Annotated in this window: 15 protein-coding genes and 1 tRNA gene; 9 read left to right on the forward strand and 7 right to left on the reverse strand. The window is 68.4% G+C overall.

The genetic code is table 11. From position 1 onward, the window contains the following. Positions 1-38: 38 nt before the first annotated feature. Both ACFVWW_RS09545 and ACFVWW_RS09550 read right to left on the reverse strand, forming a co-directional pair. On the reverse strand, positions 39-1,463 hold the full coding sequence (locus ACFVWW_RS09545) for a protein kinase (protein WP_386877031.1): 1,425 nt from the start codon (positions 1,461-1,463) through the stop codon (positions 39-41). A gap of 63 nt (positions 1,464-1,526) precedes the next feature. Further along, the gene (locus ACFVWW_RS09550) at positions 1,527-2,075 is read right to left on the reverse strand and encodes a DNA-binding protein (protein WP_384178356.1); all 549 of its coding nucleotides are present in this window, start codon (positions 2,073-2,075) and stop codon (positions 1,527-1,529) included. A gap of 186 nt (positions 2,076-2,261) precedes the next feature. On the opposite strand from ACFVWW_RS09550, the gene ACFVWW_RS09555 reads away from it, so the two are divergent. Continuing rightward, positions 2,262-2,334 (forward strand) — tRNA-Ala (locus tag ACFVWW_RS09555). 137 nt (positions 2,335-2,471) lie between these two features. Here ACFVWW_RS09555 and ACFVWW_RS09560 read toward each other — a convergent pair. After that, entirely contained in the window at positions 2,472-2,849 is a 378-nt protein-coding gene (locus ACFVWW_RS09560) for a peptidase inhibitor family I36 protein (protein WP_386877033.1), read from the reverse strand. A gap of 639 nt (positions 2,850-3,488) precedes the next feature. Between ACFVWW_RS09560 and ACFVWW_RS09565 the strand changes: the two genes are divergently transcribed. Further along, positions 3,489-3,875: a DUF6344 domain-containing protein gene (locus tag ACFVWW_RS09565; protein ID WP_384178362.1), complete on the forward strand. Its 387-nt coding sequence runs from the start codon at positions 3,489-3,491 to the stop codon at positions 3,873-3,875. A 147-nt stretch (positions 3,876-4,022) separates the two neighbouring features. Here ACFVWW_RS09565 and ACFVWW_RS09570 read toward each other — a convergent pair whose 3' ends face one another. Continuing rightward, complete coding sequence (locus tag ACFVWW_RS09570) at positions 4,023-4,721, reverse strand: DUF5324 family protein (RefSeq protein ID WP_384178365.1); 699 nt, start codon at positions 4,719-4,721, stop codon at positions 4,023-4,025. Between the two features lie 510 nt (positions 4,722-5,231). On the opposite strand from ACFVWW_RS09570, the gene ACFVWW_RS09575 reads away from it, so the two are divergent. Further along, on the forward strand, positions 5,232-5,759 hold the full coding sequence (locus ACFVWW_RS09575) for a peptidylprolyl isomerase (RefSeq protein WP_384178368.1): 528 nt from the start codon (positions 5,232-5,234) through the stop codon (positions 5,757-5,759). A 130-nt stretch (positions 5,760-5,889) separates the two neighbouring features. Beyond that, positions 5,890-6,810, forward strand: a complete 921-nt coding sequence (locus tag ACFVWW_RS09580; RefSeq protein WP_384328850.1) for a rhomboid family intramembrane serine protease — start codon at positions 5,890-5,892, stop codon at positions 6,808-6,810. Positions 6,811-7,131: 321 nt separating this feature from the next. Here the strand turns inward: ACFVWW_RS09580 and crgA are convergent, their stop codons facing one another. Further along, positions 7,132-7,389 carry a cell division protein CrgA gene (crgA, locus tag ACFVWW_RS09585; protein ID WP_384178374.1) on the reverse strand — a complete coding sequence of 86 codons (258 nt, stop codon included), beginning with the start codon at positions 7,387-7,389 and terminating at the stop codon, positions 7,132-7,134. A gap of 142 nt (positions 7,390-7,531) precedes the next feature. On the opposite strand from crgA, the gene ACFVWW_RS09590 reads away from it, so the two are divergent. The 5 genes from ACFVWW_RS09590 (at position 7,532) to ACFVWW_RS09610 (ending at position 11,543) form a co-directional block, all read left to right on the forward strand. Next, a complete protein-coding gene (locus ACFVWW_RS09590) occupies positions 7,532-8,299 on the forward strand; it encodes a DUF881 domain-containing protein (protein ID WP_384328847.1) in 768 nt (255 codons plus the stop codon). Positions 8,300-8,472: 173 nt separating this feature from the next. Continuing rightward, positions 8,473-8,646 (forward strand): hypothetical protein, encoded by a 174-nt coding sequence (locus ACFVWW_RS09595; RefSeq protein WP_384178380.1) that lies wholly within the window; start codon positions 8,473-8,475, stop codon positions 8,644-8,646. Beyond that, a complete protein-coding gene (locus ACFVWW_RS09600) occupies positions 8,643-9,281 on the forward strand; it encodes an aminodeoxychorismate/anthranilate synthase component II (protein WP_384178383.1) in 639 nt (212 codons plus the stop codon). Before ACFVWW_RS09595 ends, ACFVWW_RS09600 begins: the two co-directional genes overlap by 4 nt. Beyond that, on the forward strand, positions 9,278-10,747 hold the full coding sequence (locus ACFVWW_RS09605; RefSeq protein ID WP_384328844.1) for a class E sortase: 1,470 nt from the start codon (positions 9,278-9,280) through the stop codon (positions 10,745-10,747). Before ACFVWW_RS09600 ends, ACFVWW_RS09605 begins: the two co-directional genes overlap by 4 nt. A 37-nt stretch (positions 10,748-10,784) precedes the next feature. Continuing rightward, complete coding sequence (locus tag ACFVWW_RS09610; RefSeq protein ID WP_384178389.1) at positions 10,785-11,543, forward strand: class E sortase; 759 nt, start codon at positions 10,785-10,787, stop codon at positions 11,541-11,543. A gap of 83 nt (positions 11,544-11,626) precedes the next feature. Here ACFVWW_RS09610 and ACFVWW_RS09615 read toward each other — a convergent pair whose 3' ends face one another. Continuing rightward, on the reverse strand, positions 11,627-12,667 hold the full coding sequence (locus ACFVWW_RS09615) for a restriction endonuclease (RefSeq protein ID WP_384328841.1): 1,041 nt from the start codon (positions 12,665-12,667) through the stop codon (positions 11,627-11,629). Between the two features lie 156 nt (positions 12,668-12,823). Continuing rightward, complete coding sequence (gene pknB / locus ACFVWW_RS09620; RefSeq protein WP_384328839.1) at positions 12,824-14,842, reverse strand: Stk1 family PASTA domain-containing Ser/Thr kinase; 2,019 nt, start codon at positions 14,840-14,842, stop codon at positions 12,824-12,826. Positions 14,843-14,920: the final 78 nt, after the last annotated feature.

Here is a 14,920-nt window from a genome sequence, read left to right on the forward strand (position 1 = left end):
CGCGGGGCATGCCGCGCGGGCCCGGATCGGGGTCGTGCTCAGGTCTGGGTCAGCGCCCAGATGCCCACCGCGAAACAGGCCAGCGCCAGCAGCAGCACCGGGACCGCCACCTTCGGGGGCGGTCCCGGTCGCTTTCGCGCGGAGTGGCGGGCCGGCGCCTGCGGGCGCGGAACCGGCTGCTGGGCGGGAACCTGCGGGCGCTGAGCGGTGTATGGACGAGTGAGAGCGTGATCGTGCCGTACCGCCGACGTCTGAGCGTGGGACAGGTCGGCGGGTGTGGAGGGAAGGGGGGAGACCGGATGCGCCGACATCGAGGTGGGGGAGGAGTGCGGCTGCGCCGGGTGCGGCAGGGCGGGAGGCTGGTGCTGCCCATGCCCCTGCTGCGGGTGTGGCTGCTGTTGCTCGGATACCTGCTGCCGGTCCGGCGGCGGGGGGAGATGAAAGCTGCCCGTCTCCGACATGGAGGCGGCTGTGGAGGCTGTGGGGGAGGAAGGCCGCTGTCCCGTCGGCCGGCCGTCGGCCCGCTGAGCCGCGCGCGGGTCGGTGTGCGGGTCCGCCGGCCGGCCACCCGGCTGCGGATCCGTGACGGGACCGGACGGGCCGAACGCGGAAGGCAGCGGCCCGATCTGGTCGAAGATCTCGACCGGCTCGTCATCGGCGCCGGGCTCGGGAAGCAGCTCCACGGCCGTTGTCAGCGCCTTACGGGCGCCCGTGGCTGTACGGAAGCGCGCGTTCGGGTCGGGCTGCAGCAGGCCCGCCAGGACCTGCCACAGCGGCTCGGGGATGCCCTGCGGCGCTCCCGGGGTGCCATGTGCGGCGAAATACTCGACCAGGGCCTGGGAGTCGGGCTTCTGACCCTGCAGCAGATAGAGGGCGACGAGCCCGACCGCGAAGAGATCGGCCGGGAAGTCGGGCTCCGCGCCCATCATCTGCTCGGGTGCGAAGTAACCCGGCGTCCCCACCACATAGTTGGTCTCCGTCAGGCGCGGCTCGCCCTTGCGCATGGAGATACCGAAGTCGGACAGGCGCAGATGGGGCCGCGCCGTTCCGGTGGCCTCCATCAGGATGTTGGCCGGTTTGATGTCGCGGTGCACGACCCCCTCCGCGTGCACCGCGGCCAGACCGGACAGCAGCTGATCGAGCAGGGTGCAGACGAAACGGGGTGGCAGCGGCCCGTAGTCGCCGATGACGTGCGCCAGCGACCCGCCGCTCACCAGATCCATGGTGAACAGCACCTTGTCGTCGTCCGCGGCCCAGCTGGCCGGGGCGAGGACATGCGGGTGATCGATCCTCAGCGCCTGCTCACGGACGAACCGCAGCAGCGTGTGCGCGTCGCTCTGCTGGAGGACCTTCGCCGCCACATAGCGTCGGCGACGGTGGTCCCAGGCACGCCAGACGGCGCCGACACCACCCCGTCCGATCGGGTCGATCAGCTCGTACCGCCCCGCGAAGACCTCACCCATTGCGCCGCGCCCGCTCCCAGTCGTCTCGTCCGGCGGCCTGCCGCCCCTGCCCCAGGTCCAGTCCTAGCTCTGGTGCGCCTCGTAGTGGGCGACCGCCTCCGCGGTGCGCCCGGCGCCGTAGACCCTGAGGAACTCTGCCAGTTCGGGCTGGGTCGGGGCGAGGGACTCCGCGGCATCGATGATGTCGCCGGCCGCCGCGACCGACCGCAGCAGGGACTGGATCTCGCGGACCACCCTGCGCACGGTCGGCGCACCCGAGCTGTTCGTCGTCTGGCTGGTGCCGGTGAGGACGGAGCCGCCCTGCGACTTCTTGATCTCCTCCATCCGGTCCGTGGCCTCGCCGGCGCTGACGCTGCCGTCGGCCACCTGGCCCGCCAGATCCTGCAGCGCCTGGACCCGCTGGACCACCGCGGGATTGCCGATCTTCGCGCGTTGACCGCTCATGAGCTGGGAGAGCATCGGGGCGGACAATCCGAGCACCGCGGCGAGCCGGGCCTGGTTCAGGCCCAGGTCATCGATGAGACGACGGAACAAACCCCCCAACGGCTCTCCGTACCAGCTCCGCTGGAGCTCTCTCGCTCTCGCAGTCGATTCCTGCTGTGTGACATCCATGCGCGTCTCCCCATCGCTTCCCCAGCGCGGCAGCTTCGCTGCTGCGAACCTCGTGGGGCATCTTACGGAGCGTGGTCGCGCACGGGGAGTCCCATCTTTTTGCGGAATCACGGGGTACACCCGGTACTCTGGTCCCCGGTGATGGACGAGCCGTTCCTGACTGCTCGGCCGTACCCACCCGTTCCCGGGGCCTTAGCTCAGTTGGTAGAGCGCTGTCTTTGCATGGCAGATGTCAGGAGTTCGACTCTCCTAGGCTCCACGGTACGAGAGAGCTCCCCTGGCCTGCGGAAACGCGGGTCAGGGGAGCTCTTCGTGTGTGGGGCGCCAGTGTCACCGTCAGCGAGCGGGCGGTCGGTAGCGGGCGGTCCGAGAGCGAAGCGGCTCGGGAGCCGGACCTCAGCCGCAATTGTTGTCATTGATACGCATGGACGATCCCCAGCGGCCGACGGAGTAACTCTGCAGATCGGCGATACGGCCGCCGGGCTGGATACAGGTGTGCGATCCGCCGTACAAACTGTTCCGGTAGATCCGCGCGGTACGGCCGGAATTGTTGATAACCGAAAAAGTATTGTCGTTGATGGGCTGGTTGTGGAAGCGCGCGCCCCCGTCGGATCCGCGTCGGACGTACGGCACGCCCCCGTAGTTCGTCTGCGGGTAGATGCAGACCATGCCGGAACCGCAGGCCACTGCCGCTTCCGCCGCCTCGGTGGGTGCTGTCGCACCCGCCACCGTGGCCCCGGCCGCGAGGGCGACGGTGGCCAGCGTGATTCCCATTGCTCGTTTCATCGGAAGTCCCCCAGAATTCAATGAGTGCGTCGAATTGTGCGGTCCTTTCGATACTCCTCGGGGCGGCGAGGAATTGTCAATGAATTCATTGAACTCATGATGAAACGCTTTTCTTAATTTACTGCGCACCTGCGGCCGGGCGTAACCACATCCTCGGCGGCACGGCAACCGCACACCGAGGGCGAGCCCGTCGCTGCCGGGCCGGCCACGGTGACGGCGCCGGTCCATGACGGCAGGACAAGGCGTGCGCTGTTTCTCGCGGCCCTGCTCCAGCCGGGTGCAACAGTCCGGACTCGGCCGGGCCGGCAGCGCCACTTTCTCGCGCCGCGCTCCCCTCAGGCGGTGGCGTCCGTACTCCGGTATCCCCGCTGCCTGCGGTTTCAGGGCAGCCTGCGGGCCCGGAGACACTCACCCCGCGGTGATCCCTCGCTCATAACGTCAGGCTGAGCTGAGCGCCAGTCGAGGCACGACGGGGCGGTCGACGACCGGCTCTCAGGGGCCGGTTGGACCGTACGAGTGGTGTTCATCCGAAGAACTGTGAGGCGGCGGCGTAGCTCCGTGGATTCCCGACATGCGTCCACATCATGAGGAAGGTATGCAGATCGCCCAACCCGAAAGCGAGGGGTCATGGCCGCCTTCAAGGTCAAGAAACTGTGGACCGTCTTCATCACCGCGTTCTTCGCGGTGCTTGCCTCCCTGGGGCTGACCGCCCCGGCAGCGGCCGCCGGCGCCGCCGCACAGCAGCCGACCGAGCAGCCCGTGCCGGCGCCTGTCGCCCCGCACCGGGCCGCCGAGGCCATGACAGCCAGAGCGGGGGTGCCACGGTCACTGCCACGCGACCGGTCGCTGCCGCCCACGATCAAGCAGCGTATCCACGCCGAGGCGCACGGTGCGTCACCTTCGGTCCGTCATCTGCCCGCCGACATGCTGGATGACGCCGTAGCCCGGGCCGGCGCGGCACGTGAGGCCGCCTACGCGGCGTACGCGGCGGATGCCGCACTCCTCGCGGCGTAAGGCGCCGGGATCCCCGATGGTCTCCCGGCGCCTCACCGAACCCGGCACGCCTCTCGTGCCACGAATGCCACGAATGTCACGAACGCAGTGCATGCCACGCATGTCACCGACCGCACGCATGCCACGCCCAGAAAAAGCGGTCCGTGATCAGGGACGATCGTCCCGGTCCCGATCCGTCTCCGACTCATCCTGCTTGGCCTGTACCTCCGGATCGAGCGGATCGATCACACCCTGGCTGCCGTCGACGGACGACAGCGGAGCACGATCCGACACCTCGGTAGCAGCCGGCGGTTCCACCAGCCAGTCCGGATTTGCCTGCTTGTCCCACCACTTCCACGCGGCGAAGGTCCCACCGGCCAGCACACCGAGGAGCGCGAGCCCCTTGGCCAGCCGTCCGGCCCTGGCCCGCCGCTCATGCTTCCTCACCAGCTTCTGGATCTCTTTCGCCGTGACCTGTCCGCGCAGAGCGGCCAGGGCGGCCGCGGAACGTGCCGCGGCCTGCTCCGCCACCGGCTGAGCGGTGGCCACCGCGTGCTCGACCCGCGGCACCGTGTAATCCGCCGCCTGACGGGCGGCCTTGCGGGTGCGGACGGCAGCACGGTGAGCCGCGTCATCGATCTTTGGGGGCACATGGGGTACATGCGGCGCCACCCGGGCGCCGTACTGAATACGAGCCTGCTGGGCGGCCTTAGACATCGTCGGGGCGAGCCGTACGCGCGCCTCGTTGGCATATAGAGCGGCCTGCTCCTTGGCCGTACCGGCGTAGGGGGCCACCGCTTCCGCGGCGTGCTGCACGCTCTCCTTCGCCGAACCGGTAGCGGCGCGCACGCTGTCCATGCGGGTCACAGGATCATCCTCCTCGGTGGCGTTCGGTATTTCGCCTATCCACCCTTTTCGAAATCATGCCCGCTGGGCGCGATCTCGGCATGCGGTGCGGGCATCCGGGTCATGGATGGCGATATAGGGCGATGCTCGGGCATTGCTGCCCAATGTGAGCCCAATGGGAGCTCCTGGACGACACTGCCACGCCCGGCTCCGGCATGCCCCGGTCCCGGCGCGATTCGGCCGTCCTTTTCTTCGCCTGTCCGCCACGGGCCGCCGTCATGCGTGATTCCGCCGCCGAGCCTGACTGACGCCTGCCCTGATCCCGATCCTGATCCCCCGATCCCGGTCCGGTTGCGCACCGGTCCGATCCGGTTCCGATCCTGATCCGATCCCGATCCGCTCATGCCTCCATCCGGCCCCGAAACCGCCCCAAGACGGGCGCAAAGCCCGTTCCGGGGCAGCGGCCGGGCAACAGGCATGCCGTCCGTGCGAGGATCGTGAGAGTCAGAGAAGACTTACGGAAGGCAGATCGTGGCCGAGCAGCTTTACGCCACCCTGAAGACCAACCACGGCGACATCGAGATCCGGCTTCTGCCGAACCACGCGCCGAAGACGGTCAAGAACTTTGTCGAGCTCGCCCAGGGCGAGCGGGAGTGGACCGACCCGGCGAGCGGTAAGAAGACGACGGGCAGGTTGTACGACGGCACCATCTTCCACCGTGTGATCAGCGGGTTCATGATCCAGGGCGGGGATCCGCTGGGCAACGGCACCGGCGGTCCGGGCTACGAGTTCGAGGACGAGTTCCACCCGGACCTCGCCTTCGACAAGCCGTACCTGCTGGCCATGGCCAACGCGGGCCCGGGCACCAACGGCTCGCAGTTCTTCATCACCGTCTCGCCGACGGCCTGGCTGACCCGCAAGCACACCATCTTCGGTGAGGTCAGCAACGAGTCCGGCAAGAAGATCGTGGACGCCATCGGCGGCATCCAGACCAACCCGCGCACCGACCGTCCGGTGCAGGACGTGGTGATCGAGTCGGTCGTCATCGAGACCCGCTGACCGCTCACAGCCTGTTCGGTTCCCCGGATCCGGGGAACCTTCCCGCCCTGCCCGTCCGTAGTGGTTACATACCGGACGGGCGGGGCGGTGCGCTGTGTGCCGTCCGCCGTCACGAGGACCGAGGGGACCGATGGACAACCCGCCAGGAGGCCCTGGAGGCCAGGATCAGCACGCCGTCACCGACGGCCGGCCCAGCTGCTACCGGCATCCGGGCCGGCAGACCGGCATAAGCTGCACCCGCTGCGAGCGCCCCATCTGTCCCGAGTGCATGGTCAGCGCCTCCGTGGGGTTCCAGTGCCCGGAGTGCGTACGGCAGGGTTCCGGTACGGGACACTCGCCCACCGCCAACCGGCCGCGCACCCTCGTCGGCGGCACGATCGCGGCCGACCCCCGGCTGATCACCAAGATCCTGCTGGGCATCAATGTCGCGGTCTTCGTCGCCGTCCTGGTGGTGGGCGATCACTATCGCCTGGTTGACGATCTCGACCTCGTCGGTCGTGCCTTCAATCCCGAACTCCGCCAAGAGGTCGGCGTCGCGGACGGCGAGTGGTACCGGCTGGTCACCGCGATGTTCCTGCACCAAGAGGTGTGGCACATCGCCTTCAACATGCTGGGCCTGTGGTGGCTCGGCGGGCCGCTGGAGGCGGCGCTCGGCCGCGTCCGCTTCCTGGCCCTCTACCTGCTCTCCGGACTGGCCGGCAGCGCCCTCACCTATCTCGTCGCCGCGCCGAACGAGGCCTCGCTGGGCGCCTCCGGTGCCATCTTCGGGCTGCTCGGCGCCACCGCCGTACTGATGCGCCGGCTCAACTACGACATGCGGCCGGTCTTCGCCCTGCTGGCGCTGAACCTGCTCTTCACCTTCACCTGGCCCGGTATCGCCTGGCAGGCTCACGTCGGCGGCCTGGTGGCGGGCACGCTGGTCGCCATCGGCATGGTGCACGCGCCACGCCAGCACCGGGCCCTCGTGCAGTACGGGACCTGTGCGCTGGTGCTGGTGGCGACGATCGTGATCGTCGTGGCCAGAACGGCCTCGCTGACTTCGCTGATGTGAGCGCCGAGCACCGAGCACCGAGCGCCGTCAGCTAAGCGCCGTCAGCTGAGTGTGACGCCGGGAAGACGGCCCGTACACATGAGTTGTCCACAGTGTGTGCCGGATCTTGTGCATCCTGTGGGGAACATCAGTGCCCCTTGTCGCCAATGTGGGTTTGACCAGCAGCGACAAGGGGCGACCGTGTCATCAGAACGGCGGACGCAGTCACACCGGCGTCAACATTCCGTGGAGTTATCCACAGATCGTCTTAACTTTTCCCCTGGCTGTGGACAACGCTGTGGATAAGTCAGGGGAGAGCTTGACGGCCGGGTGGTGGACCGGCTACTTCCATTGGGTGGAGACACCGAAACCGGCGGCGATGAAGCCGAACCCGACCACGATGTTCCAGTTTCCGAAGCTCTCCAGCGGGAGATCGCCCTCGGTCACATAAAAGACGACGATCCAGGCGAGTCCGATCAGGAACATGGCGAGCATGACCGGAGCCACCCAGCTCCGATTGGTCAGCCTGATGTTCGTTGCCTGCTTCGCCGCCGGGGGCGGCGTGAAGTCGGCCTTCTTGCGGATACGTGACTTCGGCACGAGGGACTCTCCTGTCGATGCGCTGCGTGACCGCGCAGGGGAACTGTAACGGGGTTCCGGGGCGGAGAGCAGGGCGAACACCACCGCCCCCGGGCGTCCGTTAGCGTAGTGCTTCCGCGGCGCCTAAGGAGATAAGGGTACGTTGAGCAATTCTGCCGACTCTCCCCCAGGGCCGGTTCGCCGATCGATCGGGCGGCCGGTCCGGCTGCTCACGGCTGCCGTCTTCGCGCTCGCCGGCCTGATCTTCGTGACCAGCTTCAACACGGCCAAGGGCACGAACATCCGCACCGACGCCTCGCTGCTGAAGCTCTCCGACCTGATCCATGAGCGCGACCGCAAGAACGCTGAGCTGGGCGAATCCACCGCCGTGGTGCGCCAGGACATCGACGCCCTCGTCCGGCGCGACGACGGCTCCACCGCGGCCGAGGACGCCAAGCTGCGCGCCCTGGAGAACGCCGCGGGCACCAAAAAGATCACCGGCCAGGCTCTCACCGTCACTCTCGACGACGCCCCGCAGAACGCCACCGCGAATCCCGGATATCCCGAGCCGCAGCCCAACGACCTCGTCATCCATCAGCAGGATCTGCAGGCCGTGGTCAACGCCCTGTGGCAGGGCGGCGCGCAGGGTATCCGCGTCATGGACCAGCGGCTGATCTCCACCAGCGCGGTGCGGTGCGTGGGCAACACGCTGATCCTGCAGGGCCGGGTCTACTCCCCGCCGTACAAGATCACCGCTGTCGGCGACCGCGGCAAGCTCCGCCAGGCCCTCACCGACTCCCCGGCGATCCAGAACTACCAGCTGTACGTCAAGGCGTACGGCCTCGGCTGGAAGGTCGACGAGCACGGCAAGGAGACGCTCCCCGGGTACTCGGGCGCGGTGGAGCTCCACAACGCGAAACCTGTCGAGTAGAGATCGAGTGGACCTCGAGTAGACGTTCGGCTGGACGTCGAACCGGTCGGCGGCTGTGACGAACAGCAAGCTCGAACCTCCGTGCTAGCTGCCCCATGCGCCGCCCATGTGCCCCTGCGGCCCTTTAGTCTGGTGCCGTACCGCCTGGGGCGGCACCGAACGGAAGGGACAGCATGTACGGCTGGATCTGGCGGCATCTGCCGGGCAACGTGTGGCTGCGGGCGGCGCTCTCGCTGGTGTTGGCGCTGGCCGTCGTCTATGTGCTCTTCCAGTACGTCTTCCCGTGGGCGGAGCCGCTGCTGCCGTTCAACGATGTGACGGTCGACGGACCGGGGGCCGCCGGATGAGCGCGCGCATCCTTGTCGTCGACAACTACGACAGCTTTGTCTTCAACCTCGTCCAGTACCTCTACCAGCTCGGCGCCGAGTGCGAGGTGCTGCGCAACGACGAGGTGGCCACCTCCCACGCCCAGGACGGCTTCGACGGCGTCCTGCTCTCCCCCGGCCCCGGCACGCCCGAACAGGCCGGTGTATGCGTCGAGATGGTGCGTCACTGCGCCGCGACCGGCGTCCCCGTCTTCGGTGTCTGCCTCGGCATGCAGTCGATGGCGGTGGCGTACGGCGGTGTCGTCGGCCGCGCGCCCGAGCTGCTGCACGGCAAGACGTCCCTCGTCACGCACGAGGGCAAGGGCGTTTTCGCCGGGCTGCCTTCGCCCTTCACCGCGACCCGCTATCACTCGCTCGCGGCGGAGCCCGGGGCGCTCCCGGCCGAGCTGGAGGTCACGGCGCGGACCGCGGACGGCATCATCATGGGCGTACGCCACCGTGAACTGCCCGTCGAGGGTGTGCAGTTCCACCCCGAGTCGGTCCTCACCGAGCATGGCCATCTGATGCTGGCCAACTGGCTCGCGCAGTGCGGCGATCCGGGCGCGGTCGGCCGGTCGACGGGACTGGCGCCGGTGGTGGGCAAGGCGCTCGCGTGACGGCACTCCGCCCCGAACACGACGCAGGACACGGAGGCTCGTACGAGGAAGGGGCGTACGGGGACTCCGGCGCGTTCGAGGCGGCGGTGGACGGGCTGGCGGACCCGTTGAACGATCCGCTTCCCGGAAGCAGGCAGGCGCGGCGCCAGGGGCGTCACCGGGGGCCGCAGCAGGGGGAGCACCAAGGGCAGCAGGGGCCGCAGGGCGGGGCGCAGTGGGTCCGCGCCGAGGAGGTCCCGGCCCGGGAGCCCGAGTGGTCCGGTGACTACTACCAGCAGTACGCGGCGGAGGGCGGTCAGGGGGCCCAGGAGGCGCAGCGGGCCCCGGGCGAGCAGCAGGAGTGGTCGGCGGGCACCCCGTACTACGCGGAGGGGCAGATCGCGCCGGGTCCGTCGCCGGTGCCTGTTCCCGAGACCGAGCCCGAGACCGGGCCCGAGATCGCGCCCGAGCCGGTGTCCGTGCCTGGGCCGGCGGCCCGGCCTGCGATGGACGACCGGACGGTCGGTCTCCGTACGGTGGACACGCGCCGCGCGGCCGAGCCGGAGGCCGGATCCGGGGCCGCGTCCGGCGCGGGATCCGGGGCTGAGGTCTCGTCCGCGTCCGGGGCCGGTTCCGAGTGGGAGGACGCGGAGCCGCCTACGGGCGGCCGTGCCGAGCGCCGCAAGGCCGCCAAGGGCGGCCGGGGCCGTAAGCGCCCCGACCCCTCGGCGGCCGGTCCCGAGCTCGACTCCGAGGAGCCGGCGCCCTCCCGGCCGCTCTCCCGCGTCGAAGCGCGCCGTGCGGCGCGTGCGAGCAAGGAGAGCCCCGCGGTCATCGCCAGCCGGGTGGTGGGCGAGCTGTTCATCACGTTCGGTGTCCTGATGCTGCTGTTCGTCACCTATCAGCTGTGGTGGACGAACATCCGGGCCGGTCAGTACGCGGGCCAGGAGACGAACAAGATCCAGGACGGCTGGGCGAAGGGGCGGCAGCCCGGCGTCTTCGAGCCCGGTCAGGGCTTCGCCATCCTGCACATTCCCAAGCTGGATGTCGTGGTGCCGATCGCCGAGGGCATCAGCAAGGCGAAGGTCCTGGACCACGGCATGGTCGGGCACTACTCGGAGGGCAGTCTCAAGACGGCGATGCCCGCCGACAAGCAGGGCAACTTCGCGGTGGCCGGGCACCGCAACACCCATGGCGAGCCGTTCCGCTACATCAACCAGCTGAAGCCCGGTGACGAGATCATCGTCGAGACGCAGGACGCGTACTACACGTACGACATGGCGAGCATCCTGCCGCAGACGCCGCCGTCGAATGTGAGTGTGATCCGTCCGGTGCCGCCGGGTTCGGGGTTCACGCAGCCCGGTCGCTACATCACGCTGACGACCTGTACCCCGGAGTTCACCAGTACCTATCGCATGATCGTGTGGGGCAAGATGGTGGACGAACGGCCACGCAGCAAGGGCAAGCCCGACGCTCTCGTCGGCTGAGGCGACCGGAATCACGACAGGGACGGGGACGGGTGCGGTGGCAGCGAGGACCGAACACGACGAGCAGACTGACGCGCCGCCACCGTCGGACCCGGTCCCGGCTCCGGCCCGCCGGCCTCGGAGCCGTATCGCGGCCGCGATCAGCGTCTTCGGCGAGCTGCTCATCACCGCGGGCGTGGTGCTGGGCCTTTTTGTCGCGTACTCGCTGTGGTGGACGAATGTCCTGGCCGACCGCGAGGCCGCCAAGCAGGGCGACGACGTACGCCACGGCTGGGCGCGACAGGGCACCGGCGGCACTCCCCGGTCCTTCGACTCGAAGGACGGCATCGGCTTTCTGCACGTCCCGGCGATGAAGAACGGCGAGGTGCTGGTCAAGAAGGGCACCGATCCCGCGGCGCTGAACGACGGGATCGCCGGTTACTACACCGACCCGATCAAGTCGGCGCTCCCCTGGGACGAGGAGGGCAACTTCACGCTGGCCGCGCACCGCGACGGCCACGGGGCGAAGTTCCACAACATCCACAAGCTCGAGAAGGGCGATCCGGTCGTCTTCGAGACCCGCGACACCTGGTACATCTACAAGGTCTACAAGGAGCTTCCGAAGACCTCGAAGTACAACGTGGACGTGCTGAAGCCGGTGCCGAAGGAGTCGGGGAAGAAGAAGCCGGGCCGCTATCTCACCCTGACGACCTGCACGCCGATCTATACGTCGGACTATCGCTACATCGTATGGGCGGAGCTGACGCGTACCGAAAAGGTCGACAAAAACCGCACGCTCCCACCGGAGCTGCGCTGAGCGATAGAATGCGTGAGGCCCGAAGCCGCAACCAATCCTTGCGACTTCGGGCCTTTGTCGTCCTGGGCGGGGCTGTGGGACTCCTACAGAACGGGCAGTTCCGTTCCGGCACTCCAGGCCTCCAGCAGGCCGCGGTGTACGGCGGTGACACCGCCCTCGGCGGCGATGAGCAGGGCCTCCCGGGTGAAGGAGCAGGTCGCCACGTAGAGGGCGATCTCCGCCTTGTGCAGGACCTTGGCCGAGCCGAGGAACTTCTGCACGTCAGGACTGGTGATGGACTGGAACGGCGAGAGCCGTTTGCATTGCACGACGAGGCTGCGTCCGTCGGCGGTGCGCCCGGTGATGTCAACGCCCCTGTCGCCGTGACCGCCTCGGACCACGACGTCCGTACAGCCGTCGCGGCGAAGCAGCGTGGCGACGTGGTCTTCGAACTCGAACCCGCTCATGGCGTCCATGGCAGCCATGACGCCGGCGAGCGGACGGTCCTCTCGGGGGGCCTCCAGGCGTTGGAGCCGGGCGTGGTGGAGGCAGAGCTTTCGCTTGACCCGCTGGACGTCGTCGCGCAGGGAGATCAGCTCCCTGCGGTGGTCTCCGGACGTTTCGATGAGGGCGTTGAACATCGGCACGACGGCCTTGCCGAGGATGTGGGTGATGCGCTGGTCGATGCGGTCGTCCAGGTCGGTGAGGGGGTCGGAGAGGGGGCTGTGGACAGAGTTATCCACAGGTTGAGTCCGGGCGACGTACTCCATGTCCAGGAGGTACGTACGCACCTGACGTGCGACTTCGCTGTCGCGGAGCAGCATGGCGACGTTCAGGACGGTACGCCGTGCGTACAGAGCGAGCGCACGGGAGCGGGACGGGATCTGACAGACCTCCTTGAAGGAGGTCAGTTGTGCACCTGTCAAAACGCGGTAGCCGCTGGCTTCTAGTTCCTCCCTGTGGTCCAGGACCAGGGACTCGATGGCCTTGACACCTACCTGGAAGTAGACGGCGACCATCGCCGTCGTCACATGCATGCCGTCGGGCAGGAGCGAGAGTGCCTTGACCCGGTCGAGGACATCCGTCCGCTCCGCGACGCCTTCGCGCAGCGTCCTCGACTCCAGCAGGATCGCTTCGTTGATCATGGTTCTGTCCCTCTACTCGCGTAGTGGCCGGCCGGGCTGGGAGGGAGCCCAACACTCCACCCCATCCGGCCCAACGAGTCAGGACATATGAAGACACGACCGAAAAGGCCCCGGCACTCGTGGAGAGTGCCGGGGCCGTTCGGTACGGGCTGTGCGTCAGTCGTTGCGGGAGCTGGCGCCCGACGGGCCGCCGAAGAAGCCTCCGCCGTTCTGGCCGTCGTTGTTGCCCGGGCCGCCACCGCCGACGGTGCTGACATTGACGGGCGTGCTCGTGGGCACCTGCTGGCCCGCTTGCTGGTCCTGGTTGAAGACCCGCGCGTTGTCGTCGCCCGGTCCCTGGATGGTGCCGATGGAAAGGCCGGCCTGCGCGAGCAGCTGCTTGGCCTCCCCGAGCGTCTTTCCGCGCAGATCCGGCACGGCCGCCATCTGCTGCTGCGGGCCCTTGGAGACTTCCAGGGTGATCTGCGAGCCCCTGTCGGCCTTGGTGTCACCGTCGGGGCTCTGCTTAACGACCGTGCCTGCGGGTTGGTCGCTGTCCACGTCGGTCTTCGCGACGGTGAACTTCAGCGTTTCGAGCTGGTTCTTGGCGTTCTCGAACGGCTGCCCGACCACGTTCGGAACGGGGGTCTGCGTGTTCTTCGCGATGGTCAGCGTGACCGTCGTGCCCTTCTCGGCCTGCGTGCCGCCCTCAGGGCTCTGCTTGAGCACCGTGCCGGGCTCCGCGTCCGACTCTTCCTGGACGGTATCGACAACGAACTTGTCGTCCTCCAGTATCTCTGTCGCCTTTTGTTCCTTTTTATCGGTAACGTCGGGGACCTTGATCTGGGGAGCGCCCTCGGAGACGACGACCTGGACGGTGTCGCCCTCGTTCATCTTGCTGCCCTCGGTGGGGTCCTGGCTGCAGATGGAGCCCTTGGGGACGTCGCAGCGCTCCGAGCCGGACTCGGTGACCTTCACGCTCGCGTTGCCCGCGAGTTTCGTGGCCTCGGCGAGCGTCTTGCCGACGAACTGCGGGGCGGTCACCGTAGTCGGGCCCTCGTTGGAGCTGAAGACCGATCTGCCGATCAGGATCGCGCCGACCAGCACCAGGATGCCGGCGATCACCAGCAATATCGTCGAGGTGTTGGACTTCTTGGGCTGCCGACGTCGCCCCGGGCGGTCGTCGTAGCCGCCGTAGCCGCCCTCGTCCGGGTTCACCGGCGGCAGCATGGACGTCTGGCCCGCCGGGTCGTTCTGGTGCAGCGCCGTCGTCTGCTGGTTGTCGTGGCCGCCGTAGCCGCCTCCGTACCCGCCGCCGTAGCCGACCGCGCCCATGGCCGCGGTGGCCGCGACGGGCTGGCCGTCGAGGCAGGCCTCGATGTCGGCGCGCATCTCGTCGGCGGACTGGTAGCGGTAGTCCGGATCCTTGACGAGGGCCTTCAGCACGATCGCGTCCATCTCGGGCGTGATCTCGGGGTCGTAGACGCTGGGCGGCTGCGGCTCCTCCCGTACATGCTGATAGGCGACGGCGACCGGGGAGTCCCCGATGAAGGGAGGCCGGACCGTCAGCAGCTCGTAGAGCAGGCAACCGGTGGAGTAGAGGTCGGAGCGCGCGTCGACCTGCTCGCCCTTGGCCTGCTCGGGGGAGAGGTACTGGGCGGTGCCGATGACGGCGGAGGTCTGGGTCATCGTCATGCCGGAGTCGCCCATGGCGCGGGCGATGCCGAAGTCCATGACCTTGACCTGGCCGGTGCGCGTCAGCATGACGTTGGCCGGCTTGATGTCGCGGTGGACGATGCCGGCGCGGTGCGAGTACTCCAGTGCCTGGAGGATGCCGACGGTCATCTCCAGCGTGCGCTCGGGCAGCAGTCTGCGCCCGGAGTGCAGCAGCTCACGCAGGGTCGAGCCGTCGACGTGCTCCATCACGATGTACGGGAGGGAGACTCCGTCGAGGTAGTCCTCGCCCGTGTCGTACACCGCGACGATCGCCGGGTGGTTGAGCGAGGCGGCCGACTGGGCCTCTCGGCGGAACCGGGCCTGGAAGGACGGGTCGCGGGCGAGATCGGCCCGCAGCGTCTTCACGGCGACGGTGCGACCGAGCCGGGTGTCATGCGCGAGGTAGACCTCCGCCATGCCACCACGGCCGAGCACCGAGCCCAGCTCGTACCGGCCGCCGAGGCGACGCGGCTCTTCCATAACTGTTCCAGCCCTCTCCGTCAGTCCTGACCGCACCGGTGTGTGGTCCGGCGGTGTGCTGTTCGCGCCTACGCTACC

It is taken from the genome of Streptomyces sp. NPDC058198, from assembly GCF_042882605.1.
In the GTDB taxonomy this organism is placed as follows: domain Bacteria; phylum Actinomycetota; class Actinomycetes; order Streptomycetales; family Streptomycetaceae; genus Streptomyces.

Coding starts and splice junctions, on each gene's coding strand:
- ACFVWW_RS09545 (WP_386877031.1), bottom strand. CDS start 1,463: ATGGGTGAGGTCTTCGCGGGGCGGTACGAGCTGATCGACCCGATCGGA.
- ACFVWW_RS09550 (WP_384178356.1), bottom strand. CDS start 2,075: ATGGATGTCACACAGCAGGAATCGACTGCGAGAGCGAGAGAGCTCCAG.
- ACFVWW_RS09560 (WP_386877033.1), bottom strand. CDS start 2,849: ATGGGAATCACGCTGGCCACCGTCGCCCTCGCGGCCGGGGCCACGGTG.
- ACFVWW_RS09565 (WP_384178362.1), top strand. CDS start 3,489: ATGGCCGCCTTCAAGGTCAAGAAACTGTGGACCGTCTTCATCACCGCG.
- ACFVWW_RS09580 (WP_384328850.1), top strand. CDS start 5,890: ATGGACAACCCGCCAGGAGGCCCTGGAGGCCAGGATCAGCACGCCGTC.
- ACFVWW_RS09595 (WP_384178380.1), top strand. CDS start 8,473: ATGTACGGCTGGATCTGGCGGCATCTGCCGGGCAACGTGTGGCTGCGG.
- ACFVWW_RS09600 (WP_384178383.1), top strand. CDS start 8,643: ATGAGCGCGCGCATCCTTGTCGTCGACAACTACGACAGCTTTGTCTTC.
- ACFVWW_RS09615 (WP_384328841.1), bottom strand. CDS start 12,667: ATGATCAACGAAGCGATCCTGCTGGAGTCGAGGACGCTGCGCGAAGGC.
- pknB (WP_384328839.1), bottom strand. CDS start 14,842: ATGGAAGAGCCGCGTCGCCTCGGCGGCCGGTACGAGCTGGGCTCGGTG.